This is a genomic window from Bacillus nitratireducens (genome assembly GCF_001884135.1).
Lineage (GTDB): Bacteria > Bacillota > Bacilli > Bacillales > Bacillaceae_G > Bacillus_A > Bacillus_A nitratireducens.
In genome coordinates this window covers 125,093-149,551 of sequence record NZ_MAOC01000051.1, presented here as the reverse complement: position 1 = coordinate 149,551, position 24,459 = coordinate 125,093, and the positions used below count along the sequence as shown (strand labels likewise).

Annotated in this window: 28 protein-coding genes; 21 read left to right on the top strand and 7 right to left on the bottom strand. The window is 36.0% G+C overall.

Annotated features, from left to right (window positions below; genetic code table 11):
• Positions 1 to 9 precede the first annotated feature (9 nt).
• Positions 10 to 894, bottom strand: coding sequence for an alpha/beta fold hydrolase (locus BAU23_RS16705; RefSeq protein ID WP_000819823.1), 885 nt, complete (start codon positions 892 to 894; stop codon positions 10 to 12).
• A 15-nt stretch (positions 895 to 909) separates the two neighbouring features.
• Complete coding sequence (locus BAU23_RS16700) at positions 910 to 1,749, bottom strand: GNAT family N-acetyltransferase (RefSeq protein ID WP_000859602.1); 840 nt, start codon at positions 1,747 to 1,749, stop codon at positions 910 to 912.
• Between the two features lie 269 nt (positions 1,750 to 2,018).
• Here BAU23_RS16700 and BAU23_RS16695 point away from each other — a divergent pair, with 269 nt between their 5' ends.
• Both BAU23_RS16695 and BAU23_RS16690 read left to right on the top strand, forming a co-directional pair.
• Entirely contained in the window at positions 2,019 to 3,404 is a 1,386-nt protein-coding gene (locus BAU23_RS16695) for an alkaline phosphatase (protein ID WP_000714902.1), read from the top strand.
• 54 nt (positions 3,405 to 3,458) lie between these two features.
• Positions 3,459 to 3,923 carry a hypothetical protein gene (locus tag BAU23_RS16690; protein WP_001217966.1) on the top strand — a complete coding sequence of 155 codons (465 nt, stop codon included), beginning with the start codon at positions 3,459 to 3,461 and terminating at the stop codon, positions 3,921 to 3,923.
• 96 nt (positions 3,924 to 4,019) lie between these two features.
• Here the strand turns inward: BAU23_RS16690 and BAU23_RS16685 are convergent, their stop codons facing one another.
• A complete protein-coding gene (locus tag BAU23_RS16685) occupies positions 4,020 to 4,670 on the bottom strand; it encodes a GTP pyrophosphokinase (RefSeq protein ID WP_000456231.1) in 651 nt (216 codons plus the stop codon).
• Between the two features lie 425 nt (positions 4,671 to 5,095).
• Between BAU23_RS16685 and sigK the strand changes: the two genes are divergently transcribed.
• Both sigK and BAU23_RS16675 read left to right on the top strand, forming a co-directional pair.
• Entirely contained in the window at positions 5,096 to 5,809 is a 714-nt protein-coding gene (gene sigK / locus BAU23_RS16680) for an RNA polymerase sporulation sigma factor SigK (protein ID WP_000051382.1), read from the top strand.
• 291 nt (positions 5,810 to 6,100) lie between these two features.
• Positions 6,101 to 6,889 carry a phosphatidylserine decarboxylase gene (locus BAU23_RS16675; RefSeq protein WP_001254985.1) on the top strand — a complete coding sequence of 263 codons (789 nt, stop codon included), beginning with the start codon at positions 6,101 to 6,103 and terminating at the stop codon, positions 6,887 to 6,889.
• Between the two features lie 152 nt (positions 6,890 to 7,041).
• Here BAU23_RS16675 and sda read toward each other — a convergent pair whose 3' ends face one another.
• Positions 7,042 to 7,197 carry a sporulation histidine kinase inhibitor Sda gene (gene sda, locus BAU23_RS16670; protein WP_000850095.1) on the bottom strand — a complete coding sequence of 52 codons (156 nt, stop codon included), beginning with the start codon at positions 7,195 to 7,197 and terminating at the stop codon, positions 7,042 to 7,044.
• Positions 7,198 to 7,443: 246 nt separating this feature from the next.
• Between sda and BAU23_RS16665 the strand changes: the two genes are divergently transcribed.
• The 8 genes from BAU23_RS16665 to BAU23_RS16630 all read left to right on the top strand — a co-directional run bounded on the left by BAU23_RS16665 (position 7,444) and on the right by BAU23_RS16630 (position 12,576).
• Complete coding sequence (locus tag BAU23_RS16665; protein WP_000765303.1) at positions 7,444 to 7,956, top strand: YqeG family HAD IIIA-type phosphatase; 513 nt, start codon at positions 7,444 to 7,446, stop codon at positions 7,954 to 7,956.
• A gap of 3 nt (positions 7,957 to 7,959) precedes the next feature.
• Complete coding sequence (gene yqeH, locus BAU23_RS16660) at positions 7,960 to 9,066, top strand: ribosome biogenesis GTPase YqeH (RefSeq protein WP_000140802.1); 1,107 nt, start codon at positions 7,960 to 7,962, stop codon at positions 9,064 to 9,066.
• 15 nt (positions 9,067 to 9,081) lie between these two features.
• On the top strand, positions 9,082 to 9,915 hold the full coding sequence (gene aroE / locus BAU23_RS16655; protein WP_000812068.1) for a shikimate dehydrogenase: 834 nt from the start codon (positions 9,082 to 9,084) through the stop codon (positions 9,913 to 9,915).
• 4 nt (positions 9,916 to 9,919) lie between these two features.
• Positions 9,920 to 10,213, top strand: coding sequence for a ribosome assembly RNA-binding protein YhbY (gene yhbY / locus BAU23_RS16650; protein WP_000955223.1), 294 nt, complete (start codon positions 9,920 to 9,922; stop codon positions 10,211 to 10,213).
• 135 nt (positions 10,214 to 10,348) lie between these two features.
• Positions 10,349 to 10,918 (top strand): nicotinate-nucleotide adenylyltransferase, encoded by a 570-nt coding sequence (locus BAU23_RS16645; RefSeq protein ID WP_071734836.1) that lies wholly within the window; start codon positions 10,349 to 10,351, stop codon positions 10,916 to 10,918.
• Positions 10,908 to 11,477, top strand: a complete 570-nt coding sequence (yqeK, locus tag BAU23_RS16640; protein WP_001078255.1) for a bis(5'-nucleosyl)-tetraphosphatase (symmetrical) YqeK — start codon at positions 10,908 to 10,910, stop codon at positions 11,475 to 11,477. The genes BAU23_RS16645 and yqeK overlap by 11 nt, the downstream gene beginning before the upstream one ends.
• Positions 11,474 to 11,830: a ribosome silencing factor gene (gene rsfS, locus BAU23_RS16635; protein ID WP_000653209.1), complete on the top strand. Its 357-nt coding sequence runs from the start codon at positions 11,474 to 11,476 to the stop codon at positions 11,828 to 11,830. The genes yqeK and rsfS overlap by 4 nt, the downstream gene beginning before the upstream one ends.
• Entirely contained in the window at positions 11,827 to 12,576 is a 750-nt protein-coding gene (locus tag BAU23_RS16630) for a class I SAM-dependent methyltransferase (RefSeq protein WP_000873079.1), read from the top strand. Before rsfS ends, BAU23_RS16630 begins: the two co-directional genes overlap by 4 nt.
• 171 nt (positions 12,577 to 12,747) lie before the next feature.
• Here BAU23_RS16630 and comER read toward each other — a convergent pair whose 3' ends face one another.
• Entirely contained in the window at positions 12,748 to 13,575 is an 828-nt protein-coding gene (comER, locus tag BAU23_RS16625; RefSeq protein WP_001020557.1) for a late competence protein ComER, read from the bottom strand.
• Positions 13,576 to 13,652: 77 nt separating this feature from the next.
• On the opposite strand from comER, the gene BAU23_RS16620 reads away from it, so the two are divergent.
• From BAU23_RS16620 to BAU23_RS16610, 3 genes are all read left to right on the top strand, one after another.
• On the top strand, positions 13,653 to 14,252 hold the full coding sequence (locus tag BAU23_RS16620) for a helix-hairpin-helix domain-containing protein (protein WP_000989946.1): 600 nt from the start codon (positions 13,653 to 13,655) through the stop codon (positions 14,250 to 14,252).
• Positions 14,253 to 14,314: 62 nt separating this feature from the next.
• On the top strand, positions 14,315 to 14,872 hold the full coding sequence (locus tag BAU23_RS16615; RefSeq protein WP_000439791.1) for a ComE operon protein 2: 558 nt from the start codon (positions 14,315 to 14,317) through the stop codon (positions 14,870 to 14,872).
• A gap of 14 nt (positions 14,873 to 14,886) precedes the next feature.
• Positions 14,887 to 17,208, top strand: coding sequence for a DNA internalization-related competence protein ComEC/Rec2 (locus BAU23_RS16610; RefSeq protein WP_071734835.1), 2,322 nt, complete (start codon positions 14,887 to 14,889; stop codon positions 17,206 to 17,208).
• 29 nt (positions 17,209 to 17,237) lie between these two features.
• Here the strand turns inward: BAU23_RS16610 and BAU23_RS16605 are convergent, their stop codons facing one another.
• Positions 17,238 to 17,372, bottom strand: coding sequence for a YqzM family protein (locus BAU23_RS16605; protein WP_001058627.1), 135 nt, complete (start codon positions 17,370 to 17,372; stop codon positions 17,238 to 17,240).
• 346 nt (positions 17,373 to 17,718) lie between these two features.
• On the opposite strand from BAU23_RS16605, the gene holA reads away from it, so the two are divergent.
• Complete coding sequence (gene holA, locus BAU23_RS16600; RefSeq protein WP_071734834.1) at positions 17,719 to 18,729, top strand: DNA polymerase III subunit delta; 1,011 nt, start codon at positions 17,719 to 17,721, stop codon at positions 18,727 to 18,729.
• Between the two features lie 84 nt (positions 18,730 to 18,813).
• On the opposite strand, the gene rpsT is transcribed toward holA, so the two are convergent.
• Entirely contained in the window at positions 18,814 to 19,071 is a 258-nt protein-coding gene (gene rpsT, locus BAU23_RS16595; RefSeq protein WP_001274011.1) for a 30S ribosomal protein S20, read from the bottom strand.
• Between the two features lie 180 nt (positions 19,072 to 19,251).
• Between rpsT and gpr the strand changes: the two genes are divergently transcribed.
• The 5 genes from gpr (at position 19,252) to hemW (ending at position 24,451) form a co-directional block, all read left to right on the top strand.
• Positions 19,252 to 20,355 carry a GPR endopeptidase gene (gpr, locus tag BAU23_RS16590; protein ID WP_000662633.1) on the top strand — a complete coding sequence of 368 codons (1,104 nt, stop codon included), beginning with the start codon at positions 19,252 to 19,254 and terminating at the stop codon, positions 20,353 to 20,355.
• Complete coding sequence (locus BAU23_RS16585; protein WP_000373336.1) at positions 20,355 to 20,717, top strand: YqxA family protein; 363 nt, start codon at positions 20,355 to 20,357, stop codon at positions 20,715 to 20,717. The genes gpr and BAU23_RS16585 overlap by 1 nt, the downstream gene beginning before the upstream one ends.
• Positions 20,718 to 20,927: 210 nt before the next feature.
• Positions 20,928 to 22,751 carry an elongation factor 4 gene (gene lepA / locus BAU23_RS16580; RefSeq protein ID WP_001030965.1) on the top strand — a complete coding sequence of 608 codons (1,824 nt, stop codon included), beginning with the start codon at positions 20,928 to 20,930 and terminating at the stop codon, positions 22,749 to 22,751.
• A gap of 134 nt (positions 22,752 to 22,885) precedes the next feature.
• Positions 22,886 to 23,260 (top strand): winged helix-turn-helix transcriptional regulator, encoded by a 375-nt coding sequence (locus tag BAU23_RS16575; RefSeq protein ID WP_001293537.1) that lies wholly within the window; start codon positions 22,886 to 22,888, stop codon positions 23,258 to 23,260.
• 51 nt (positions 23,261 to 23,311) lie between these two features.
• Positions 23,312 to 24,451, top strand: coding sequence for a radical SAM family heme chaperone HemW (gene hemW / locus BAU23_RS16570; RefSeq protein ID WP_000249443.1), 1,140 nt, complete (start codon positions 23,312 to 23,314; stop codon positions 24,449 to 24,451).
• Positions 24,452 to 24,459 lie beyond the last annotated feature (8 nt).

Sequence of the window (24,459 nt, the reverse complement as noted above, 5' to 3'; positions counted from 1 at the left end):
GATACCCGTTTATTTTTCAGCACTTATAGGATTTTTCTCGAAGAAATCTTTTACATACCCTACAAATTCTTGTGGCTCTTGACGAAATGGTGCGTGATAACCTTTTTCGATAATATGGAAAGTACTATTTTTTAAGAATTGATGATAAGTTTCTCCCTCTTTCCAAGAAACGCTACTATCATTTCTTCCCCATATAATTAAAGTTGGTTGTTTAATTTCATTTGCATTGATTTGAAGACGTCTAGGCCATAATTTCATTTTATTATAGTGCTCTTCATCATTACGCTTGAATTTAACTTTGCTCTCATCATAATCTGCAATAGAAGAAACGGTACTTAAATCAGTCGACAACTTTGGTTTTTGTGAACCTTGTTTATTAACGAGCGTATGAGGGCCGCCTGTAGCATCAGTTAAAATAAGGTGGGTAACCGCTTCAGGGTATAAATATGTTAAATTAAGAGAAATTTCTCCCCCCATCGAATGTCCCAGTATTGCGAATGATTCATATCCTAGTTTTTTCATTAGCTTATAATACAAATTTGCATGAGTTGGGAAAGAATAATAAAAATCCATCGGCTTAGAGGAACGTCCGAATCCTAAAGCATCAACAGAAATAATCGTATGATCTTTTGCTAAATCGGAGTAAATTTTTTGAAAACCATCGGATGATCCTCCAAATCCATGGATCATAAGTAAAGGTGGTTTTTTATCACCAATCTTTTTAAAGTAAATCGTTTGACCATCTATCTCTACCATTTTTTCCTCGGTAGCTAGTTTCGCTGTAAGTGTATTTTTAACTTGTTTTACTTGTTCTACTGGCTTTTCTGCTGCACTACATCCTACTAATAGTGTAAGAGTAAGACAACCTACCATAAAATAGCTAAATCGCTTCAATTAGGTGTCCCCTTTCTAACATAACGCTGCATCTATCATAGCAAATAGCATATTACGATTTCCAGGAAGTTGATCCCCATTTTTTATCATAAGAGGTGAAAGAAGTGTTTCATGGAAATTTGCTGTTTGAAGAAATTGGCGAAAAATAAATTGTGAATGGGGAACATCAATGCGTATCGTCCCATTCCAGGATTTACAAATCATTTCTAATAATTGAATAGCGTCTTTTTCTTTTTTTGAAATAAGTGGAGTGATACATAGTACATCTCCTTTTTGTATGCATAAAGCAAAAGCATCTATTTGATTATCCCGCTCTATTTTAAAGGAGTAAGTTGCTCTCGATAGTAGTGATAAATAAAGCTTAGAACGATCTGCACCAGTCGCAGTTTGATCAAGAGAAATTAGAGATTGAGCATCAGTCTGCTGAATTTGTTTTATGGGAACAAAATTTGTATTTTTGTAAGTCGCTTGTTTTTCGAAACGATGAATGGTTGTTATTGATTGAAATCCATAAGATTCATATAAGGGTTCGCCAGCTTTTGTTGCAATGAGCGTAATAGGGAGCGATGGGTGAATTACTTTTAAGCTATTGTTTAACAAAATACGGCCAATTCCTTTTCTTTGAAAATCAGGATGCACGATTAACATACCGATAGAAGAAAATCCAGGGGCAAATGAAAAGACCCCGCCCGCTGCAATAAGTTTATTCTCATGCACATAGCCAAAAACTGTGCCAATGGAAAGGTACATATGGAATTGCTCTTTCATAAAACTCGCATGCTGTAACCACCCAACTGATTCGCAAAGAGAGAGTAAGGATGGAATGAAAGATTCGTCTAGTTTTACTGTTTTCATAAAGTTCACCATATTTCTATTTAAATTAGAAAAAATAAGAATAATATTACGAAATGTAAAATAATAGGTTCGTATTAAAAGAAATCCAACATGTTTATATTTATCTTTGTAAAGGGGAGTATGCTTGATATGAAAAGACAAACTTATACAAATTATAACTGAAATTTACATAAGTTAACAAAAAATTTACATATAACTCATTTTCTCTTAACAGTCTTCTATTAAATTTAATAGTGGGAAATGAATAACCTAATTAGGGGGACAAGACAGTGAAAAAGTTTGTAAAAAAAGCATGGCCATTTGCAGTTGTGGCGTCGTTAGCAGTTACTTCGGTAGCAACATGGAATTTTACGCGTTCTAGTGAGGTTAATGCAGATGAGAACGGAAACAATGCAAAAATTAAAAATGTCATTGTATTAATTGGGGACGGTATGGGGCCTTCATATATGACAGCTCATCGTTATATGAAAGATAATCCAAAAACATTTGAAATGGAATCTACAGAATTCGATAAGCATCTTGTAGGAACACAAAAAACATATCCAGAAGATGAACATGAAAATATTACAGACTCTGCATCGGCAGCTACTGCGATGTCAGCAGGTATAAAAACATATAATGCAGCTATTGCAGTAGATAATGATAAAGCTGAAGTGAAAACAGTGCTTGAGCAAGCGAAAGAAAAAGGGAAGTCAACGGGACTCGTTGCAACTTCTGAAATTACGCATGCAACACCAGCTGCATTCGGTGCACATGATATTAGTCGTAAAAATATGGACGCAATTGCAAATGATTACTTTGATGAGAAAATTAAAGGTAAGCATAAAATAGATGTGATGCTTGGCGGTGGCGTAAATAACTTTGTTAGAAAAGACCGCAATCTTACAGAAGAATTTAAGAAGTCTGGTTATAGTTATGTAACAGATCGTAATCAATTATTAAATGATAAAAGTGATCAAGTTCTTGGTTTATTTGCACCAGGTGGTTTAGACAAAATGATTGACCGTACTGATAAAACACCTTCATTAGAAGAGATGACAAATACAGCAATTGAACGCTTGAACAAAAATAAAAATGGTTTCTTCTTAATGGTCGAAGGTAGTCAAATTGATTGGGCTGGACATGATAATGATATTGTCGGTGCAATGAGTGAAATGGAAGACTTCGAAAAAGCGTTTAAAGCAGCAATTGAGTTTGCAAAAAAAGATAAGAACACATTAGTTGTTGCAACTGCAGACCATGCTACTGGCGGATTATCTTTAGGTGCGAATGGTGAGTATAACTTTAAAGTAGATCCGATTAAAGCTGCGAAACGTACGCCAGACTTTATGGCAAATGAGATTGTAAAAGGTGCAAATGTAGAAGAAACATTGAAAAAGTATATTGATCTACAATTAACACCAGAAGAAATTAAAGCTGTAAATGATATCGCTCCATCAAAAGATGTAACAAAGATTGATAATGCAATTGAAGATATCTTCAATAAGCGTTCAGTTACAGGTTGGACAACAGGTGGACATACAGGTGAAGATGTGAACGTATATGCATTCGGACCAGGTAAATACTTATTCTCTGGCGTTCAAGAGAATACAAATATAGCGAAACGTGTCTTTGACATTGTTGGCGGCGGCGATCCAAATAAAGGAAGACGCTAATTATAAACTAAAGTGAGGCGAAATGCCTCACTTTTCTTTTTAGGAGATGGAAAGATGAGAATTTTTTTAGGGAAATTAAGATTCCTTCTAGTATTCGTATTATTGCTAGTTGGATGTCAATCTCAAGGGAATAATATAGAACAAAAATCTGCTAAAAAAACTGAGGAAAAGGTACATATAACGAAAGAAGAAGAGAAATCCATTCAAGATGTTATTGAGGCATTTGTACGGACGACGAATGAAAAAAATCTTGCTGAACATATGGAGTTGTTTTCAAAGAAGATGCCTAGTGCTGAAGACTTAAGAACACAAAAAGAAGCAGCTTTTCAAAAAGGGAGTAAGAAAATTGAATTGGAACATATGAATATGAAAGTTCTTAAGGAGGGGCTTGTTATTGTTGAAACGGAGGAAAAAGAAGTAGATGGAGGAGTTACTCTTCAGAAAAGAGTACAGTACGCACTTGGAAAAGAAGAAGAAGGGTGGAAGATTGAAGAGGTTCGTACGATAGAGAAGAAATAAAGTGAAACTTTAATCAGTGGGGGAATTGTCCATACCCCACTGATTATTAGCCTTCACCAATCGGGATAAAAAAGGTTCTCATAAAAGAGAACCTTTTTATAGTGGTAATAAAATTTGATTTGAACATGCTTCAATGTCATCAATATCTTGACGGATTGTTGCCATCTTATTATCAAGATCTTCAGCTTTCATAGCAGCATCGTGTAGTTCATCCCTCAAATAGTCAGGTATGTTTCCTTCATATTTGTAGTAAAGTTTATGTTCTAAACTTGCCCAAAAGTCCATGGCAAGAGTACGTAATTGAATTTCTGCAAAGACATCTTTCGTACCAGAATTTAGTGACAATGGATATTTTATTATCATGTGTAAACTTTTATAGCCATTTCCTTTTGGATTAGCAATATAATCTTTTACTTCTACAATTTCCATATCTCCACGATTTTCAATAACTTCTTTTAAATGGTAAATATCTTCTACAAAGCAACATGTAATACGGATGCCAATAATATCTTGTAATTGTGTTTGAGCATTTTCAACTGTTGGTGATAAGTTTTTACGCTCAAGCTTCCTAATGATACTTTCGGGTTGTTTAAGTCTTGTTTTTATATGTTCAAACGGGTTGTAGTCTTCTAAAAATTGAGCTTCCCGGTTCATAATTTCAAATTTAGTTTTTAACTCTTCTAAAGCGAATGTATAAGGTAATACAAAAGCTTTCCAGTAGTTAACTGTTGATTGGTTATATTCCATTTCTATACACACCTTTTCTTATTTACAAGTGAAGTTGTTATTATACTAAACACCAAATCATGTAGGCGCAAGCAGCAAATGATGAGATCATAAAGCGATATTTAGTTTTCATCTTTTCAACTCCTTTCAAATGAAATTTTATATATTAATAAACGCAGTTGTTAGTAAGTTCACTATGTACAATTCCTATAGTAATAGATTCATGTGAAATTCGTATGAACTAATTGTTTCAGTTTTTTGTCTTTTTTTTGTAAATAAAAATTATTGCTACAATTTGTAATGCATTGGAAAAGTCATTCAAGGTATGAAAGATTTATTTCGTTCGACAAAAAGCTAAGGATTCCATATTTATATCGTACAGACACAAACAACCTCACGCCCACATACACATAATAAAGACCACTATTTTGGCGGAGGTGAAAGGTTTGAGTCTATTCGCCGCAATTGGATATATGGTTCGAGAAGTGTTTGTCTTTGTTTCTTATGTGAAGAACAATGCGTTTCCGCAGCCGTTATCATCAGACGATGAGAGAAAGTACTTAGAGTTAATGGAGCAAGGTGATGCTCAAGCGAGAAATCTTTTAATTGAACATAATTTACGGCTTGTAGCTCATATCGTTAAGAAATTTGAAAACACCGGTGAAGATGCAGAAGATTTAATTTCAATTGGTACAATTGGGCTCATTAAAGCGATCGAGAGTTATTCTGCAGGGAAAGGAACTAAGCTTGCGACGTATGCAGCACGCTGTATCGAAAATGAAATTTTGATGCATTTACGTGTGCTGAAGAAGACGAAAAAAGATGTTTCACTTCATGATCCAATCGGGCAAGATAAAGAGGGCAATGAAATATCGCTTATTGATATATTAAAGTCAGAATCTGAAGATGTAATTGATATGATTCAGCTTAGTATGGAGTTAGAAAAGATTAAAGAGTATATCGATATTTTAGACGAACGAGAGAAAGAAGTAATTGTGAAGCGTTTTGGACTAGGGCTTGATAAAGAGAAAACACAGAGGGAGATTGCGAAGGCACTCGGTATTTCAAGAAGCTACGTATCGCGAATTGAAAAGCGTGCTTTAATGAAAATGTTCCATGAATTTGTGCGGGCTGAGAAAGAGAAGAAAGCGAAAGAATAGAGTATAGGAAAGGCAACCGTATTTCAAAAGCGGCTGTCTTTTCTTCTGTAAAAAGGAAAGAAAACGAGCTGCTCTAAGAAGAAATACATGTTCACTGTTGAAAATGGCGGGTTCTATCTGTAATATTAGAAGGTGCTAAACAATTTAAGAATAAAAATTATACTTAGTTTTTCTTCATGTATAACGAGACGGCTCCATGCTATATATGGGAATAAGAACCAATTCTACATATGATATAGAGAGAAAAGAAGGAGAAACTTAAGTTATAGACTGGTTAGGAGGTTTCGTAATTTGCGACGTACATTATATCGACTTATGATTGAACTTACAAATGGTCGTTTTACTTCTTATATATTACGTAAATTTGCACAATCTCGTTTGAGCTCTATCATTATTCCATCGTATGCGAAAGTTTTTCAAATTAATCAAGATGAGATGGAAAAGGGTTTAAAGGAATATCAAACATTGCATGATTTATTTACGCGTAGGTTAAAAGAAGGAAAGCGTAGTATTGATGCAGATGCATCGAGTATCGTTAGTCCTGTTGATGGTGTTTTTGCTGATCAAGGTCCTATTGAGGATACAAAAACATTTGATATAAAAGGAAAGCGTTATTCAATTGTGGATATGCTAGGTAATGAAGAGCGTGCAAAGCGATATGCAGGCGGTACATACATGGTAATTTATTTGAGTCCAAGTCATTATCATCGTATTCATAGTCCGCTCTCTGGCTCTGTCACTGAAAGATTTGTACTTGGCAGAAAATCATATCCGGTAAATGCAGCGGGTATGGAGTATGGGAAAGAACCATTGTCAAAAAATTATCGCTCTGTTACAGAAGTAAATAGTGAAGGTGAACATATGGCGCTTGTAAAAGTAGGTGCCATGTTTGTTAATAGTATTGAGCTCCTTCATGAAAGAAGTACTGTTCAAAAAGGTGAAGAGATGGCATACTTTACATTTGGTTCAACAGTTGTTTTATTATTTGAAAAAGATATGATTGAAGTAGTGCAGGAATTGACAAGTGGACAAGAGTTGCGTCTGGGCGAAAAAATTGCAACACGATTATCTCATAAGTAAAGAAAAGATTTTATAATATACTTATGAAGCTCTAATTAAGAAATATGGACAAAGATGCTTAATGAAGAAATCCCCTAGATGGGAGTACTTGTTTATTCGAGAGCCATCGCAGGATGGCTCTTTTTACAGGTCAATCAGCAATCTATATGTACTCAAGAAGATCTGACGAGCTTGTCCTCTAACGAGCGCCGAATAATTTCTTGTTTTATAAGTAAAATGAAGTCGGGATTTAATTTTAGTTCTTTTGCTTTATAATAAGACTCAGTGAGTAACTCAGTAGATAACTGTTCCATATGTTTTGTTTTCAAGGTGAGTCACCTCCTAATAATATAAGGATTGATTCGTTGTTGCATTTAATGTACCAAAAAAATATGACAGTCACAAACAAGAGGTTATCCACATACCTCAGTGGATAAAATGTGTATAGATTGTTAGTAAATTCCAAATTAACTGAAAAATTAATGTGGAAAGTGTGTACAAGTTTATCCACAGGTTATCTATCGAAAAATGTTGTCGAAAAATTTTATGAAAAATCCTCAAAGAGGTGAAAGAAATTGAAGTTATTTTTACCAAATGAATATGTGAAAAATGTATATCATGTTCAACCAGAAGATTTGAAAAAGCGTGGAATTAAAGGAGTTATCACTGATTTAGATAACACTTTAATTGAATGGGATCGTCCAAACGCAACACCACAGCTTGAAGAGTGGTTTTTGAAAATGAAAGAAAATGATATTCAAGTAACGGTCGTTTCAAATAATAACGAGCAACGCGTTAAAGACTTCGCTGACCCATTAGGTATTCCGTTTATTCATAGTGCACGTAAACCGTTTGTTCGTGCCTTTAAGCGCGCAATAAACGAGATGCACTTACAACCAGATGAAGTTGTAGTAATTGGAGATCAGTTACTAACGGATGTGCTCGGTGGGAATCGTGTGGGACTTCATACAATTTTAGTTGTACCAGTAGCGCAAACAGACGGATTGGTAACACGCTTTAATCGAAAAATTGAACGAAGAATTATGAGAAACATGAAGAAAAAAGGCTTAATTAATTGGGAGGAATAAAGTTTGACTGAAACAATTAAATGTATTGGTTGCGGTGTAGAAATTCAAACAGAAAATAAAAATGAAGTAGGATACGCTCCTGCATCATCTTTAGAAAAAGAACAAGTAATTTGCCAACGCTGTTTTCGTTTGAAACATTATAACGAAATTCAAGATGTATCTTTAACAGATGATGATTTCCTTCGTATTTTGAACGGAATTGGACAATCGGACGCACTAGTGGTCAAGATCGTAGATATTTTCGATTTCAATGGTAGCTGGTTACCGGGCTTACATCGTTTTGTAGGGAATAATAAAGTATTACTTGTTGGGAATAAGGCTGACTTAATTCCAAAGTCAGTTAAACATGATAAAGTAAAACATTGGATGCGCTATAGTGCAAAGCAACTTGGTTTAAAACCAGAAGATGTCTTTTTGATCAGTGCAGCTAAAGGGCAAGGAATCACTGAACTTGCGGATGCAATTGAGTATTACCGCGAAGGTAAAGATGTTTATGTTGTTGGATGTACGAATGTTGGTAAATCAACATTTATTAATCGTATGATTAAAGAGTTTAGTGATGAGACTGAGAATGTAATTACAACATCACATTTCCCAGGAACAACACTTGATTTAATTGATATTCCATTAGACGAAGAATCTTCTTTATTTGATACGCCAGGTATTATTAATCATCATCAAATGGCACATTATGTTGGGAAACAAAGCTTAAAGCTTATTACACCGACTACAGAAATTAAGCCAATGGTATTCCAATTAAATGAAGAGCAAACATTATTCTTTGGTGGATTAGCACGATTTGATTATGTAAGTGGGGGCCGTCGTGCATTCACTTGTCATTTCTCAAACCGTTTAACAATCCATCGTACAAAGCTTGAAAAGGCTGATGAATTGTACGAAAGACACGCTGGAGAATTATTGAATCCACCGACACCAGAAGAATTAGAAAATATGCCTGAGTTTGTGAAATATGAATTTAATATTCGTGAGCCGAAAACGGACGTTGTATTCTCTGGGTTGGGCTGGGTTACTGTAAATGAATCAGGAGCGAAAATTGTTGCTCATGTACCAAAAGGAGTAAGTGTTTCATTACGTAAATCTTTAATTTAATATGGAGAGGGATTTATGAAACAATTATATGGTGTAATCGGAAATCCAATTGGACATTCATTATCACCTGTTATGCATAACGATGCATTTGAACACTTGAATATGGATGCCCACTATCACGCGTTTCTTGTAGAAGAAGCGGCGTTAGGGGAAGCAGTAAAAGGTTTAAAAGCATTAGGAATTTCAGGGTTTAATGTAACAACTCCGCACAAAGTTGCAATTATGGAGTATCTAGATGAAGTTGCCCCGCTAGCAGAGCAAATCGGTGCAGTAAATACGGTCGTTCATCGAGATGGAAAATTGATTGGGTATAATACGGATGGAATTGGTTTTGTTCGTGCCTTACAGTCAATTAGTAAAGAGCCGCTTCAAGAGAAACGTATTTTATTGCTCGGTGCAGGCGGTGCTAGTCGAGCTATTTATTTCTCACTTGCAGATGTAGGTGTGAAAGCAATTGATATTGCTAATCGTACGAGAGATAAGGCGGAGAATCTTGTCGCTGGATGTTTGGCAAATGTTAATTCACATGCTCTATCGCTAGAACACGCAGCAAAAGCTCAAGGGGAATATGATATTATCATTCAAACAACAACGATAGGTATGCATCCACATGTTGAGCATACGCCGCTCGAAATTCGTTCATTGAAAAAAGGAGCGATTGTTTCTGATATTATTTATAATCCATTTGAGACGAAAATTTTAGGCGGTGCGAAAGAGCAAGGGGCAATAATTCAAAATGGAATCGATATGTTCGTTTATCAAGGAGCACTTGCGTTTGAAATGTGGACAGGGTGTGTGCCGAATATTGATAGAATGAAACAATTAGTAATGAGAGAGCTTGGAGGCTAATTATATGTTAACAGGAAAACAAAAAAGATTTTTACGTGCAAAGGCACATCATTTAACACCGATTTTTCAAGTTGGAAAAGGCGGCGTAAATGAAAATATGGTGAAACAAATTGGAGAAGCATTAGAAGTTCGTGAACTATTTAAAGTGAGCGTATTACAAAACTGTGAATTTGATCGTCGTGAAGTTGCAGAAGAGCTTGCACAAGGTGCGCGAGCTGAAATCGTTCAAGTAATCGGAAGCACAATTGTTTTATATAAAGAATCTAGAGAAAATAAGCAAATTAAGCTTCCACGATAAAAGGTATACGTGAGTTATTTCGTAGTGGACGCTTGATATGTAGAAAGTGAAACCAATTGAACTTTTATTAACAGTAGACTCTCTTCGAAAATTTATGGGGAGAGTTGCTGTATGTAAAAGGAAGGAGCGTTTCTTTTGAGAAAAATTGGCATTATTGGTGGCACGTTTGATCCACCTCATAATGGGCATTTGTTAATTGCAAATGAAGTGTATCATGCTTTAGGGTTGGAAGAGGTATGGTTTTTACCGAATCAAATTCCACCGCACAAGCAAGGACGTAACATTACGAGTATGAAAAGTCGATTAAACATGCTGCAAATAGCGACTGAGGAAGAAGCATACTTTTCAATTTGTTTAGAAGAGCTAGACAGAGAAGGCCCATCTTATACGTACGACACTATGGTACAATTAACGGAAAAGTATCCGGATGTGCAGTTTCACTTTATTATTGGCGGAGACATGGTTGAGTATTTGCCGAAGTGGTATAACATTGAAAAGTTACTTAAGCTTGTGACTTTCGTTGGAGTTGCAAGACCAGGTTATACATTACATACGCCTTATGATATCGTGAAAGTGGAAATTCCGGAGTTTGCAGTTTCTTCTTCTTTGTTACGTGAGAGATATATGACGAAGAAAACGTGCAAATATTTACTCCCCGAAAAAGTACAGGTATATATCGAGAGGAATGGGTTGTATGAATCGTGAGGAAGCACTTAGCATTGTCAAACAACAAATGCATGAAAAACGTTATATACACACGGTTGGTGTAATGGAAACAGCGATTGAACTTGCTAGGTTATATGATGTAGATGAAAAAAAGGCAGAGATGGCTGCTATATTTCACGATTATGCAAAATGTAGAGCGATTCCAGAAATGGAAGAGATTATCAAGAGAGAAGATTTGCCGAAGGATCTACTGCACTATAACAAAGAGTTATGGCATGCACCTGTTGGGGCATACTTAGTAGAAAAAGAAGTAGGCATTACTGATCCTGAAATTCTACAAGCTATTACATATCATACAAGTGGTCATGAAAAAATGACAATGTTAGATAAAGTTATTTATGTAGCAGATTACATTGAACCAGGACGTAAGTTTCCTGGTGTGGAAGAAGCGAGGAAACTCGCATATAAAGATATAAATCAAGCTTTACTGTTTGCTTTAAAGCGGACAATTCAATTTTTAATGGAAAAAGATCAAACGATTTATCCATTAACATTCCAAACATACAATGCAGTTATCAAGGAGGAAATTAATAAATGAAAGATAAAGAGTTATTAGTATTAGCGGCAAAAGCAGCTGATGATAAGAGAGCAGAAGATATGGTTGTACTAAATATGCAAGGTATTTCACCGATTGCAGACTATTTTATTATTTGTCACGGAAATTCAGACAAGCAAGTGCAAGCAATTGCACGTGAAATTAAAGCGAAGGCACATGAGTTCGAAATTAACGTACAACGTATGGAAGGCTTTGATGAAGCGCGTTGGGTTTTAGTAGACCTTGGTGATGTGGTTGCTCATGTATTCCATAAAGACGAGCGTAATCACTATAATTTAGAGCGTCTATGGGGCGATGTGCCGCGTGAAGATATTGCAGATGAGCTAGATCAATGAAATACGAACAATTTGCTTTGCTGTATGACGAACTGATGAATGATGTCCCTTATGATAAATGGGTGGAATTCACAGAGGAAAGTTTGCAACAGGCATCTATGAAAGAGGCAAAAATTCTTGACGTAGCATGTGGAACTGGTAACGTAACACTTCCGCTTGTGCGAAAAGGTTATGATTTGATTGGTGTAGATCTTTCGGAAGAAATGTTAACTGTCGCACAGCAAAAATTGGGGGGAGAAGGTTACTTTATTCCTTTTTACCAACAAGACATGAGAGAACTTGATGTTCCTGGTGAATTCGATTGTGTGACAATCTTTTGTGACTCATTAAATTATGTATTGCAAGAAGATGGAGTACAAGAAACATTTAGAAGAGTTTTCCACCATTTACGTCAAGATGGCTTGTTTTTATTCGATGTACATTCTTTATATAAAATACATCATGTATTTCAAAATGAAACGTACACAGTGAATGGCGAAGAAATATCACTTATTTGGAACTGCTTCCCTGGAGAAGAATCAAATAGTGTGGAACATGATTTAACATTCTTTGTTCAAGATCCAGAAGAAGAAGTGTATCATCGTTTTGACGAATGTCACGTGCAACGTGCATATCAGGTTGAAGAGCTAACGAAATGGCTTGAAGAAGCTGGTTTTACAGTGCTTCGCGTGACTGGTGACTTTGAGCGACTTGAAGTTACAGAACAAACAGAGCGTATTTTCTTCATGGCGAAGAAAAATAGATAAAACAAAAGCAACCGAGAAGGTTGCTTTTGTTTTGTAAAAAAGATGTAATTTTAGTTCTAGAATAATGAGAAGGTGATATGTGTAAAGTGTAAAAATGCTAGTTTTAGTGAAAATGTAGCATGAAAAAGATAAGTATTAATTAAAGGATTTGGAATGACGATGGCGTATTTATTATGTGTGTTTATTGAATTGCTGCTCAACGCACTTTAAATCTTCATCAAATTTCTCATGTGTCCGTTCGATTAATTTATGAAACATATCCCCAACGTGCTCTTCTAAAATGCGAATACCTTCTCCTGTAACACCGCCTTTAACGCATACCTTTTCTTGTAAAGTAGGTAATGTAAAAATTTCTTTTTCAAGTAATTTCCCCATTCCAATGACCATTTCACTTACTAAAGTAGTGGCTTCTTCATGTGTAATATTCGTTTTATCTACAGCAGCGTTAATAAAACATTGTAATAAATAACTAAAAAAAGCAGGGCCACAGCTTGCTATATCAGATGAAACGCGCGTTATATCTTCGTCTATAACAAGGGGAGTAGAAATTTTTTTGAATAGATGATGTAGTTTTTGTTTCCATTCTTCAGAGCAGTTATTTCCAAATGTAAATAGTGATGCGCCAGATAAAGCACGGTTTGTAATACTTGGAATAATTCGTGCGATATGGCAAGGTATAAGCGTTTCTAATTGTGATGGAGATATTGGGCTTGTAATAGAAACTAAGCACTTTTCATCTGAAAAATGTTCAGCGTATTTTTGTAGGATAGGGTATATGTCTATCGGTTTTACGCAAATGAAAATAAGCTGGGAGTGTTCGATTACTTCTTGGATTGTTTTGGCTATATGAACAGAAGGGTATTTTTCCTTTATATGATATGCTTTGGCAGGCGTCCGATTAATAATAGTAAGGCACGAAGGTTTGACAGCACGGGTTTCTAAAAATGCATCGATTAGTATATTCCCCATGTTCCCTGTCCCTATAATTCCTATGTTCAATGTTTCATCCCTCCTTCGTAACGGCTTTCTCCTAAACAATATGAATGATGTTATGAATTTATGATTAGAGGTGTAAAATGATGTGGGATTTTCCGAAAAAATGGTTGGGATTAGTGGTTATTATTGGAACTGTAATTTTTCTTTTTTTCTGGAAAACGAACCAGCATGCAGAGCAAACAATTATGACAACAGATGTTCAAGTGAAAGATGTGGAGAAGAAAAGGAAACCGAAAGAATTGGGCACAAAGGAGCAGAAAAGAACAATTGTAATTGATGTAAAAGGAGCTGTTTTTAAAGAGGGTGTGTATGAAATGAAGGAAGGGGAGCGGGTGAAGGATGCGGTTGAAAAAGCAGGTGGTTTTTTACCGGATGCAGAGATAAAGAAAGTGAATTTGGCACAAGTTGTACAAGATCAAATGCTTCTTTATATTCCTAACAAAAATGAACCAGTGCAAGAGGGGGCTGCTTCTTCAAAGAAAGAGGGGAAAGTACAAATAAATACAGCTTCTAAAGAACAACTTGAAAAAATAACAGGTATTGGTTCCCGGAAAGCGGAAAGTATTTTGAAATATCGAGAAGAACACGGACCGTTTCAGAAAATAGAAGATTTATTGGAGATTGACGGGATTGGAACGAAGTCACTTGAGAAAATAAAAGATCAAATAATTATTCCGTAAAAGATTGACGAAGTTTTTCTTTTTTCGCTACACTACAAGTAGACAAAAAAGTAGGTGAAGATATGGAACGAATTTCATGGGATCAATATTTTATGACGCAAAGCCATTTATTATCTTTGCGTAGTACATGCACAAGGCTTGCGGTAGGAGCGACAATCGTTCGTGATAAACGAATTATTGCTGGCGGATATAACGGTTCAATTAAAGGTGGTGTGCATTGTATAGACGATGGTTGCTATGTCATTGACAATCATTGTGTTCGTACAATTCATGCTGAAATGAATGCTTTATTGCAATGTGCGAAGTTTGGTGTGAAAACAGAGGAATCGGAAATATACGTTACGCATTTCCCTTGTTTGCAATGTTGCAAGGCGATTATTCAAAGTGGTATTACAGCAGTTTATTATGCACAGGATTATAAAAACCATCCGTATGCCATAGAGTTGTTTGAACAAGCAAATGTGACAGTGAAACACGTTCCGCTAGAATACGATATTGCCTCGCTAGAGGAGCAAGAGCGTCATTTGCAGTTAAAAGAACTATTCTCATCTTTCGAAAAAAATAGTTTGTCAATGGAAGAATTACAGCATGTATTCACGAAAGCAAAAATGATGCTATAAGGAGTGGATATGAGTTGCAGGGACAATGGGGCTATGTTGCAATCTCGTTTATAATGGGGATTGCAATTACCTTTTCCTCGTCGTATTTGTTGACTGCTTGTTGTTTCGTTAGTTATGTTTTATTTTATTTGTATCGTACCTCTCATATAACCTTCATCATTTGTATGTTAGCGTGTTTTAGTGGCGCTATGTATACCACGTATGTTCAAAGTCAAAATAAGCCTCTAGGAGAGTCCTACGAAGTTACACGAGGTGTTATACAAAATACACCTTTTATTAATGGGGATCGCCTTTCTTTTCAAATTAAAGATCAAAATGAGAATATAGTGCAATTGAACTATAAAATTCAATCTGCATCAGGAAAGGAGCAATTGCGCCAATTATTTGCAGGAATAGCATGTACATTTAAAGGGGAGAAGCAAGAACCGCAAACTGCCAGGAATTTTCATGCTTTTGATTATCGTGATTATTTATACCAGCAAAAAATACATTTTATATTCAATGTGAGCGATATTTCTGAATGCCATAAAACATCGTTGTCTCTCGTGCAGTGGATTTTCTTTTTTAGGCAACAAGCAATCTCGAAAGTTACAGAAATATTTCCGGGACAGTCAGGTGCTTTTATGAACGCATTATTATTTGGAGATCGACAACAAATGTCGTTTGAAGTAGAAGAACAATATCAACAATTTGGTCTTATACATTTGTTGGCAATTTCAGGTTCGCATATCGTATTGCTGATAGTTATAATGTATTTTGTTTTACTAAGAAGTGGTGTAACGAAGGAGAGAGCAACAGTATGTCTTATAGTTTGTATTCCTCTGTATATGATCATAGCAGGTGCATCACCGTCTGTCGTAAGGGCTTCTATAACAGGAGTATTGTTGCTAGTAGCTTTCATATGTTCTGTTCGCTTATCTAGCTTAGATGCATTAAGTATAACGGCTATATGTATGCTTATATACGATCCGTATCTTATTTTCAATATTGGATTCCAGTTTTCATTTGTAGGTAGCTTTGCCTTACTGTTATCTGCTCCGATATTACTAGCGCGTAGTAACGGAGCAATCCGAAATACGATTTATATTTCTGTTGTTTCACAGCTCGTTAGCACCCCGATTTTGCTATATCATTTTGGTTATTTTTCTCCTTATAGTATTTTCCTCAATCTTTTGTATGTTCCGTTTCTATCTATTCTTGTATTACCCTGTAGCATTGTTATCCTTCTATGTATGCCGATCATTCCATTTCTTGCGAAAGGAATTGCATATGTATTATCGATATGTTTAACAGTTTCTAATAACTTTTTAAGCTACTGTGAAAATTTCCCGTTTATCCGCCTTACTTTCGGTCAAACACCCTTAATTCTTGTGATTATATATTGTTTTAGCATTATTAGCATATTGGTGTTTTGGGAAAAGAGAATATCCCAAAGGATTTTTTTCATGGTTGTAGGCGTATTTCTTTTTATTTGTACGTGTCATTATGTATCACCATATTTTCGCGAAAGTGGGAGTATTACATTTCTTGATGTTGGACAGGGAGATGCGATATTAATTCGTCTCCCGTACGATAAAGGGGTTTATCTTATTGATACAGGTGGAGCGCTTCATATCAAGAAGGAGGCATGGCAAGAAAAAAAGCATGAATTTTCTGTTGGGCATGATATTCTGATTCCTTTTTTACAAAAGGAAGGTATTAAAACAATTGATAAATTAATTGTAACGCATGGAGATGCGGATCATATAGGTGCTGCACAGGATTTATTATCATCTATTACTATAAAAGAAGTTGTATTTGGGAGAAAGGACCAAGATGCTGTATTAGAAAAAGCGTTAAAGAAACAAGCGTTAGCAAAGGGAGTGAAGGTAAGTGTAGTAGGAGAGAGTGAGAGCTGGAGAGTAAATGAAGCAGAATTTTTTGTATTAGCTCCAAAAGGAAAAGAAAAAGGAGAAAATGATTCTTCGGTTGTAATATGGGCGAAATTAGGAGGGTTAACATGGTTATTCACGGGTGACTTAGAAGAAGAAGGTGAACGGCTTGTAGTATCAACATATCCGGAGTTGCGGGCTGACATTTTGAAGGTTGCGCATCATGGGAGTAAAACGTCATCTACCGAACCTTTTTTGAGCCTTGTACAGCCGGGTGTAGCGATTATTTCAGTTGGAGAGCGCAATAGGTATGGGCACCCGCATAAGGAAGTTATAGAAGGTTTTAAGAAGGATGGTATTGAAATATGGCGCACGGATAAGCAAGGTGCTATTTCTTATGTTTTTAAAGGGGAAAAAGGAACCTTTCGCAGTAAAATCACATATGATGAAACACATAATAGATAAAAAAGAAGACTGCCATTAAGCGGCAGCCTTTAAGAACCGATAAATTTAATAACAGTTGCAATGATGAAAAGTGTTGCGAAAAAACCAAATGAGACGATAAATCCTACCCCTGAATCAATAGCGTCATTGCGTTTACTTTGAACGTTTTGTTCAAAATTATTCATTTAGAATCCCTCCCCAACATTCCACTTTAGTATAAAATATTGTCAGAAAAAAATCTACAATTTATATATGAAGAGAAATCGAGTATTTTTCCTACTTTGAGCTCGTTAAGTAACGTGATTTTTTCGTTTCCAATCATGTTAACAGTTGGCACTTATACTTGGATTTTTATTGTGAATAATAAAGGGAAGGTGATTACCGCACACCAATAAGAAACCCGGGACTTATTGCGTGGCGTTTTATATAAATAAAGGGACGGGTTATAAAGCCTGTTCCTTTGTACTTGTAAAACAAAAGCTAGGGCATTAGTATAAATATATATTGCCAAGTTAGGGAGTAGGAAAAAGTATGAGTGATATACATAAGAAAATTAAAAAGAAACAGTTTGCTCCGTTGTATTTACTGTATGGAACGGAAGCGTATTTTATAAATGAAACGATAAAACTGATTACAACGGAAGCACTTGAAGAGGAAGATCGAGAGTTTAATGTTGTGACATATGATTTAGAAGAAGCGTATTTAGAAGACGTGGTTGAGGATGCACGTACCCTTCCATTCTTTGGAGATCGTAAAGTTATATTAATAAAATCACCATTATTTTTAACGGCACAAAAAGAAAAATTAGAACAAAATATAAAAATTTTAGAAGAATATATCGGAGAACCTTCTCCTTTTTCTATTCTTGTTTTCGTTGCGCCTTATGAAAAATTAGATGAACGAAAAAAAATTACGAAACTATTAAAGAAAACAGCGGATGTAGTAGAAGCGAATGCGATGCAAGTGCAAGATGTTCAGAAGTGGGTTGTTTCTCGTGCGGAAGAGGCACATGTATATATTGATAACCCGGCTGTTAGTTTGTTATTAGAGCTTGTGGGAAGTAATGTCACAATGTTAGCGAAGGAAATGGACAAGCTAACGTTATACGTCGGTATGGGCGGGGAAATTACATCGAAACTTGTGACGGAACTTGTACCAAAATCCGTTGAGCAAAATGTGTTTGCTTTGACAGAAAAAGTGGTAAAAAAAGATATCGCAGGTGCGATGCAAATTTTGGATGGATTATTCACACAGCAGGAAGAACCAATTAAGTTACTCGCATTATTAGTAAGTCAATTCCGTTTGCTGAATCAAGTAAAGGAGTTACAACAACGCGGTTATGGACAAAATCAAATTGCTTCCCATATTGGTGTACATCCGTATCGTGTAAAGTTGGCGATGAATCAAACGAAATTTTTCTCTTTTGAAGAATTAAAAAGAGTTATTTTAGAATTAGCGGAAGCTGATTACAGTATGAAGACTGGAAAAATGGATAAGAAACTTGTGCTCGAGTTTTTCTTAATGCGGTTAAATCATCTGTAATGATACGAAAAAGTTCATGTACTTGTTACGTGAGCTTTTTTTGTATATAAAAAAACGATCCGAATGGATCGTTTTTTAAACGCCTTACGCGTTTACTTGTTTCGCTAAGCGAGATTTTTGACGAGCTGCAGCGTTTTGGTGGATAAGACCTTTACGAGCTGCTTTGTCAAGTTTTTTAGAAGCAGTTTTGAAAGCTTCTTTAGCATTTTCAAGATCGTTATTAGTAACTAAAGCTTCTACAGTTTTAACAGCAGAACGCATGTCAGACTTGATAGAAGCGTTATGTGCACGACGCTCTTCGCTAAGTTTAGCGCGTTTGATAGCAGATTTGATGTTTGCCATACTTTTCACCTCCCTGGTGCAATCGAATGACTCGATTCTTACATAGAACAAGTGATATTCTATCAAACGGTGAAGAGAATTGCAATAGTATATCAATGAAATTTCACGTAAAGGAAAGAATGACCTAATATAACTTGGGGAAATCTAACGATATTTACTATGAATTACGGAGGAGATACGATGAAAGAACCATTAGATTTAAGTAAATATAGTGTTAGAACTGACCTGGCTGTGGAGGCGCATCAAATGCTGCAAGAGCGCCAAGAAGAACAAAAAGGGATACAAGGAGTTATTGTAAAAGAGAGGGAAGAAGAGGGAGTTACAATTACAAAAGTAACTATTGATGAAATTGCATCTGAATCGATGGGGAAAAAACCTGGAAATTATTTAACTCTTGAAGTGCAAGGTATACGTCAACAAGATACGGAACTTCAACAAAAAGTAGAGCGTATTTTTGCGAAGGAATTTTCTTATTTCCTCGAGGATGTTGGAGTTTCAAAAGAAGCAAGTTGTTTAATTGTTGGTCTTGGGAATTGGAATGTAACGCCAGATGCGCTCGGACCGATCGTTGTAGAAAACGTACTGGTAACGAGACATTTATTTCAATTACAGCCTGAAAGTGTAGAAGAAGGATTTAGACCTGTTAGTGCAATCCGGCCAGGAGTAATGGGAATTACAGGAATTGAAACGAGCGATGTGATTTATGGAATCATTGAGAAAACAAAGCCAGACTTTGTAATTGCAATTGATGCATTAGCCGCCCGTTCTATTGAACGAGTAAATAGCACGATACAAATTTCTGATACAGGAATTCATCCTGGATCAGGTGTTGGGAATAAACGTAAGGAACTAAGTAAAGAAACATTAGGGATTCCTGTTATTGCGATTGGTGTTCCAACTGTAGTAGACGCAGTTTCTATTACGAGTGATACAATCGATTTTATTTTGAAGCACTTTGGAAGAGAGATGAAAGAGGGACATAAGCCGTCACGGTCTTTATTACCAGCGGGATTTTCATTTGGAGAAAAGAAAAAGTTAACAGAAGAAGATATGCCGGATGAAAAGAGCCGAAATATGTTTTTAGGTGCTGTCGGTACGTTGGAGGATGAAGAGAAGAGGAAATTAATTTATGAAGTGTTATCTCCTCTCGGTCATAATTTAATGGTGACCCCAAAAGAAGTAGATGCTTTTATAGAGGATATGGCAAATGTAATAGCAAGTGGTTTAAATGCAGCGTTGCATCATCAAATTGATCAGGATAATACAGGGGCATATACACATTGATGGATAGAGATGACAATAGTTGGAGTCGATTTGCGCTCTTGTGTATGTGCGGTACAGTCGTATGTTTACTTATGATGATAGCAGGAGTAGGACTTGCTAATCATGGTTTGAAAAGTATGAAGGGATACCGTCAGTTGTCATATGAACAAATTGCTCATATGACAGGAACAGAAGGTGCAGGAGTTGAATCGGAAATTTTGGGCGAGGCATTTTCAGCTGTTGAAAAACAAAAACAGTTAGAAAACTTAAGGAGTTTCAATGTCGTAGAAGGTATTGGTATGGCGATAGCAAGTGTTACTTACGATATAACTAAGTTCGGAACGGATATAGTTGTTGGGAAGCTAAAAGGGATTTTTAGTTAAGGAGAGTGGGAAGGACGGTTGTCTGTTAGATTTGAAAGACAACCGTTTTTAAATTTGAAAAAAGTTTGTCTCTTATGGTTTGTTCGCATAAGATATAGATAGAATGATTTGTCTTGTAAGCAGCACGAGTTTTCATTGAATCTTTGCTGCTCTATTGATATAATCAGTGCTAGTGTATATTGGCGAGACTATTAGGAGTTGAGAACATAGATGAATAAAGAAGAAAGAGCAAAAAGACAGTCCAAAATTCGTAACTTCTCCATCATTGCTCACATTGACCACGGGAAATCAACGTTGGCAGACCGTATTTTGGAGAAAACAAACGCGTTAACACAGCGTGAAATGAAGGCGCAATTACTTGACTCTATGGAGTTAGAGCGTGAGCGCGGTATTACAATTAAATTAAATGCAGTACAATTAACGTATAAAGCGAAAGACGGTGAAGAGTATATTCTTCACTTGATCGATACACCAGGACACGTCGACTTTACGTACGAAGTATCTCGTAGTTTAGCGGCTTGTGAAGGTGCAATTCTTGTTGTGGATGCAGCGCAAGGTATTGAAGCGCAAACGTTAGCAAACGTATATTTAGCGCTTGATAACAATTTAGAAATTTTACCAGTTATTAATAAAATCGACTTACCAAGTGCGGACCCAGAACGTGTACGTCAAGAGGTAGAAGATGTAATTGGTTTAGATGCATCAGAAGCAGTACTTGCTTCAGCAAAAGCTGGAATTGGTATTGAAGAAATTTTAGAACAAATCGTTGAAAAAGTACCAGCTCCAACAGGTGATTCAGAAGGGCCGTTACAATGTATGATTTTCGACTCTTTATATGATCCGTATCGTGGTGTAATTGCTTATATCCGTGTTGTAAATGGAACGGTAAAAGTTGGCGATAAAGTACGTATGATGGCAACTGGAAAAGAATTTGAAGTAACAGAAGTAGGCGTGTTTACACCGAAAACAACGCAACGTGACGAGTTAACAGTAGGTGATGTAGGTTTCTTAGCAGCATCTATTAAAAACGTTGGTGATACACGCGTTGGTGATACGATTACACATGCGAAACGTCCAGCTGCAGAGGCGTTAGCGGGATATCGTAAGCTAAACCCAATGGTATTCTGTGGTTTATATCCGATTGATTCTGCTCGTTATAACGACCTACGTGATGCATTAGAAAAACTAGAATTGAATGATTCTGCTCTTGAGTTTGAACCAGAAACATCTCAAGCGCTAGGATTTGGTTTCCGTTGTGGTTTCTTAGGACTTCTTCACATGGAAATTATTCAAGAACGTATTGAACGTGAATTTAAGATTGACTTAATTACAACAGCGCCAAGCGTTATTTATAAAGTTTATTTAACAAACGGTGAAGATGTTATTGTTGATAATCCATCTAATATGCCAGATCCACAGTCTATCGATCGTGTAGAAGAGCCATTTGTGAAGGCTGCAATTATGGTTCCTAATGACTATGTTGGAGCTGTAATGGAAATTTGCCAAGGTAAACGTGGAACGTTTATTGATATGCAATATTTAGATGAAACACGTGTTACATTGACATATGATATCCCGTTATCAGAAATCGTATATGATTTCTTCGATCAATTGAAATCAAATACGAAAGGATATGCATCATTTGACTACGAGTTAATTGGTTATAAACCATCTAAACTTGTGAAAATGGATATTCTTTTAAATAATGAACAAGTGGATGCTTTATCATTCATCGTGCACCGTGATTCAGCGTATGACCGTGGTAAAGTAATTGTAGAGAAATTAAAAGAATTAATTCCAAGACAACAGTTTGAAGTGCCAATTCAGGCGACTATCGGAAACAAAGTTGTAGCGCGTTCTACAATTAAGGCGATGCGTAAAAACGTACTTGCAAAATGTTACGGTGGTGACATTTCTCGTAAGCGTAAACTTCTTGATAAGCAAAAAGAAGGTAAAAAACGTATGAAGTCTGTTGGTTCTGTAGAAGTACCACAAGAGGCATTCATGGCTGTACTGAAAATGGATGACAACTAATAATTAAAATAAAAAAGGAGTCGTTTATGCGGCTTCTTTTTTTCTGTATAATTACTTTTTAGACATCTTAGCTTCTCTCATTTACAATGATGAGAGAGCTTTTTAGTGATTGATCTAGAGTTAGGAGACTATTAATGTCCGAAAATATTCGAAAAGATATTCAAGATAAAATAGAAAAAGGGAATTTTAATTGTGAAAAGGAATTGACACTTTCTATTATTAGTGGGAAGTGGAAAGTTGTGATATTGTGGCACTTAGGTGTGGAAGGTCCACATCGTTTTAGTGAATTGCAACGACTGTTCCCGAGTATTTCTCATAAAGTGTTGTCGAATCAATTAAAAGAATTAATGGAGGACGGGATTGTTGATCGAACAGTATATCCGGAAATTCCTCCGCGTGTTGAGTACTATATGACAGAACTAGGTATGTCACTTTTACCAATCGTTGAAATGATGTATGATTGGGGAAAAATGCGAATGGAACAAATTCGTAATACATTAGAGAAGTAGAGAATCCTCCGGAGCGCGGAGGTTTTCTTTTTAGAAAGGTAGGAGTTATATTTGGTACAAGCTGCATATATTCATATTCCATTTTGTCAGCATATTTGTCACTATTGTGATTTTAATAAAGTGTTTATTGAACGCCAGCCGGTCGATCAATACTTAGAGTATCTAGAGAAAGAAATAATAAACACGGTTCAAAAAGTACCGTTTGATAGTATGAAAACGATTTTTGTTGGTGGAGGAACGCCGACAGCATTAAATATGGAACAGACAAAAAAACTACTCGATATCATTAACCGTCGTTTGCGTCCATTTGCGCCGAATTGTGAATTAACGTTTGAAGCGAATCCAGGCGACTTACCGAAAGAGAAGTTAAACTTATTGTTAGAAGGTGGAGTAAACCGAATTAGTTTTGGTGTGCAAACGTTTCGTGATGAGCTACTTGAGAAGATTGGGCGTAAGCATACGAGGGAAGATGCATTTTTAGCAATTAGAGAAGCGCAGGAAGTGGGCTTTAAAAATATAAATGTAGATATTATTTATGCTTTGCCAGGACAGACGATAGAAGATGTAAAAGAAACATTAGACATTGCCTTTACGCTTGGTGTACAACATTTTTCAGCATATTCATTAATTGTGGAACCGAAGACTGTATTTTATAACTTAATGAATAAAGGGAAGTTGAGACTTCCAGGTGAAGACCATGAAGCGAAAATGTATGAAATGGTAATGGATGAAATGGAGAAACATGGCTATAAACAGTATGAAATTAGTAATTTCTCAAAAGGTGATAATGAAAGTAGACATAATCTCACATACTGGAATAATGAAGAGTATTATGGATTTGGAGCTGGCGCGCATAGTTATGTAAATGGAGAACGTATCCAAAATGTAGGGCCGCTCAAGCAATATTTCAATAAAATTGATGAAACCGGATTTCCATATTTAGACGTTCACGTAGTGACGGAGAAAGAAAAAATGGAAGAAGAGTTGTTCTTAGGGCTTCGAAAAACAAAAGGTGTTTCCAAGATAGAGTTCCAAAAGAAATTTAATATGGAGATGGATCAAGTTTTCGCGAAGCAGTTACAAAGCAATCAAGAACAAGGATTGCTTGAAGAGAGAGATGGATATGTGCGTTTAACACGAAAAGGAAAATTATTGGGGAATGAAGTGTTCCAGTCATTTTTGATTGACTAATTAAATGT